General features: G+C 54.4%; 4 protein-coding genes. All 4 read left to right on the top strand.

Going from position 1 to position 3,370, the window contains the following annotated elements:
* The first annotated feature begins 85 nt into the window (after window positions 1-85).
* Window positions 86-295, top strand: a complete 210-nt coding sequence (locus JX325_RS13945) for an AlpA family transcriptional regulator (protein WP_204791694.1) — start codon at window positions 86-88, stop codon at window positions 293-295.
* Window positions 295-720, top strand: coding sequence for a helix-turn-helix domain-containing protein (locus tag JX325_RS13940; protein WP_204791695.1), 426 nt, complete (start codon window positions 295-297; stop codon window positions 718-720). The genes JX325_RS13945 and JX325_RS13940 overlap by 1 nt, the downstream gene beginning before the upstream one ends.
* 305 nt (window positions 721-1,025) lie before the next feature.
* Window positions 1,026-1,436 carry a hypothetical protein gene (locus tag JX325_RS13935; RefSeq protein ID WP_204791693.1) on the top strand — a complete coding sequence of 137 codons (411 nt, stop codon included), beginning with the start codon at window positions 1,026-1,028 and terminating at the stop codon, window positions 1,434-1,436.
* Window positions 1,436-3,370: MobP3 family relaxase (gene mobP3, locus JX325_RS13930; protein WP_204791692.1), on the top strand; the 1,935-nt coding region annotated here is incomplete at its 3' end. The genes JX325_RS13935 and mobP3, both read left to right, overlap by 1 nt.

Raw genomic sequence — 3,370 nt, 5'->3', positions numbered from 1 at the left:
CAAATCCTTTGAAAATCGTAGCCGGTAGTGTTACCCTCATCGTATCAGATGGGCGAAGAAAAATCAATCACAGGGGGTGACGGTGTTGAAAGAGACTGTCTACAAAAGCTACGAAGAGTTGCCGCTGTTCCTCAACGCAAAGATGGTGGCGCAGGTGCTGGGCATCGCTCCATCCAGTGCCTATGAACTCATGCACGAATCAAATTTTCCCGTTCTGAAAGTTGGCAGCAGGATGGTGGTACCCAAGGAAAAGTTCATCCAGTGGGTAGNGCAAAACACAGGGGGTGGCTGTTGATGCTCTGGCAGTACGCAAAACAAGATACGGTCAAAAACTTTTTTCCTCTGCCCAACGAGATTTTTTCTCTGAAGTTGTCACCCGGTGCACTGGCCATCTACTCCTACCTGCTCTTCTGTGAGGACCGTAAAACCTACCAGTGCTATCCAAGCTACCAGACCATCGGGAATGCGGTGGGAATGAGCATCAACACCGTTCGAAAGTACGTTGCGGAGTTGGAGGAACGTGGGTTGGTCGTTACAGAACCGACATTCATCATCACGAGAAATGGCCGCAAGCACAACGGCACCTTGCGCTACACCATCCTGCCGATCCAAAATGCAGTGGACCTCTACAATCAACGACAGCTCCGGCGGCTGGAGGAAGCAGTAGAACGGATGCGTGTCCGCAAAAAGTTGGAGGGTAATGAGGAACACCCCGCATGAGCGCCTGTGAGCCGCTGTGTGCAATTCTTCTATCGAGGGTAGGGCAGAACCCCAGGGAAGCAGTCTGCGCCAAAATGCGGCGAGTTACGAGGGACGAAAGAAATAGCAGGAGAAAGCCCTGGCGCTTTCCGCGCGCCAGGGCGGGTACTTCTGCCCGCAGTGCGGGCAGTTGCGGGGACGAGGGTTGACGCTTTTTTGACGGAGGAGAAAACTGATTGACGCTGATATTTCCAAAGCTCCTCCTAAGCCCCACCATTGAAGGGTTTCGCATGACGCTAATTTGAAATAAGGGGGGAAATTCCGGCATGAACGAAGATAAAAAGCGGCACACGGTTTGGCTCACGTCAGATGCGTGGAGCCAGGTAGAAACCAGCTATACAAAAGACAACTGTACCACGAAAAACGAGTACATCGAAAAGGCGATCCGGTTCTATACCGGCTACCTGAATACGCAAAACGCTGCCAGCTATCTCCCGCGCGTCCTTGCGGATGTGCTGGAGGGCAAGCTGGGGGCGCTGGGTACTCGGATCGGCAAACTGCTGTTCAAGCTGGCCGTGGAGCAGGACATGATCGCAAACATCACGGCGGCGGTGAATGAGGTTCACCTGGATGACTTGGAGCGCCTGAGAGCACGGTGTATGAAAGAGATACGGAAGACCAATGGCGTGATTGATCTTGAGGACGCCGTCAGGTACCAGAATGGATGGGATGATTAATGGTCAGGCTGATTCAGAAAAGCGGATACATCAAGTCTGGTGGTGCCTCTGGGTATATGAAGTACATCGCCACACGCGAACGGGTAGAAAAGCTGGAGGGGAGCGGTCCAGTGACGAAGGGCCAGCGGCAGCTCATCGAAAATCTGCTCCGGGATTTTCCTGACGCCACTGAACTGGAAGAGTGCAATGATTATCGTTCAGTACCGACCACCGGCAACGCCTCCTCGTTAATCCCCGCAGTGCTGGATATCAACGCCCACAGACTCACCGACAGGGACGGCTACATGAGGTACATAGCTACCCGGCCTCGTGTAGAGCGTCATGGTGAGCACGGCCTGTTCAGCAATCGACCAGTGTCGCTGGACGCTGCTCTCAAGGAAGTTCAAGAGCACAGTGGAAACGTGTGGACGTTCATCTGGTCCCTGCGGCGGGAGGACGCAGCCNGGCTTGGCTACGACTGCGCGGAGAGCTGGCGAAAGCTGATCAAGGCTCATCAAGTCGAGATAGCGGAAGCTATGANGATCCCGNCGGACCAGCTTCGCTGGTGCGCCGCCTTCCACGATGAAGGTCATCACCCCCATGTCCACGCCATGGTCTGGTCTGCCGATCCGAGCCAGGGCCGATTGACCAAGGAGGGCGTCAAGNTGATTCGCTCCAAACTCACCAATGATATTTTCCAGGATGAGATGTACACACTCTATCAGGAGAAGGATATCTCCTACAAGGACTTGGTCGCTGCGGCTCGTCGGTCTATGAGAGAGTTGATAGAGAAGATGCGGACAGGCTTCTGCGACAGCCCTGTGATTGAAAACAAGCTGCTGGAGCTGTCACAGTCGCTGGAAACTGTCAAGGGCAAAAAGATCTACGGCTACTTGAAAAAGCCGGCCAAAGCTCAGGTGGATGCAATCGTGGATGAGCTGGCGAAGCTCCCGGNGGTGGCGGAGTGCTATGAGGTTTGGAACGGTCTGCGTGATGAACTGGAGAACTACTACAAGGATACGCCTCGCTGGCGGCTGCCGCTCTCGCAGCAGAAAGAATTTCGTGCAATCAAGAATCTGGTAATCCAGGAGGCGGAGAATCTGCGATTGGGCGTGTTCAGCTTTGAGGATGCGGAGATGAACGATGAGTCGGAAGCGGTCTCTGAAGTTTTGCCGCAAGGCGTTGAATATAACGAAGTGTTGGAGTATCACCAAGCGGCAGCGCTGCTCCGCAATGACGATGTCACGTGGGCAGAAAAACGAGAAGCGGCGCAAATGCTGGAGCGGTTGTGGGACAAGGGCTTTGCCTCGGCCGCGTATCACCTGGGCAAGGCGTACCGGGATGGCCTTGGCGTGCTGCCAGATGATGAAAAGGCGGAGAAATGTTTCCGACGCTCTGCCGCGATAGGGGGCGCACAATCGCAGTACGCTCTGGGAAGGTTTCTCCAGAGACAAGGACGAATGGGCGATGCAGCGGCGTGGTATGAGCATGCCTGTGAATCGGGAAATCAGTACGCTCAGTATCGTCTTGGGAAGATGTGCCTTCTGGGTGATGGTGTTTCGAAAGATACTGAAAGGGCGGTTCAGTTGCTGAGCGCTTCCGCCAGTCAGGGAAATCAATACGCGCAGTACGTCCTCGGCAAACTATACCTCCAGGGGAAAGAGGTAGGACAAGATCAAGAAGCGGCGGAATACTGGCTGACGCGATCTGCCGCTCAAGGCAACAGCTATGCGCAGCTTCTCCTGGACCATCGGCAGCGTGATCCGTCTGTTCTCCTCTGTACTTTGAGGCTCCTCCGTCACGTCAGCAATATTTTTTGGGAAACGCTTCCACCGCCCAACCCGTCGGGCGGTCACGTGGAGAGCAAGCTCAGACAGAGAATCCGTGAGAAGAAGATTGCGATGGGACATAAGCCAGATGATCACGAGGAGTACCAGGGTCCGTCGATTTTTATG

The organism is Oscillibacter sp. CU971 (genome assembly GCF_905219725.1).
Classification (GTDB): Bacteria; Bacillota; Clostridia; order Oscillospirales; family Oscillospiraceae; genus Oscillibacter.
Note: the sequence above shows the minus strand (reverse complement) of the source record. Positions and strands in the feature narration are given on the sequence as shown.

Bases quoted from the DNA above. Each gene is read 5' to 3' on its own strand.
- JX325_RS13940 (WP_204791695.1), top strand. From the start codon at position 295: ATGCTCTGGCAGTACGCAAAACAAGATACGGTCAAAAACTTTTTTCCT.
- JX325_RS13935 (WP_204791693.1), top strand. From the start codon at position 1,026: ATGAACGAAGATAAAAAGCGGCACACGGTTTGGCTCACGTCAGATGCG.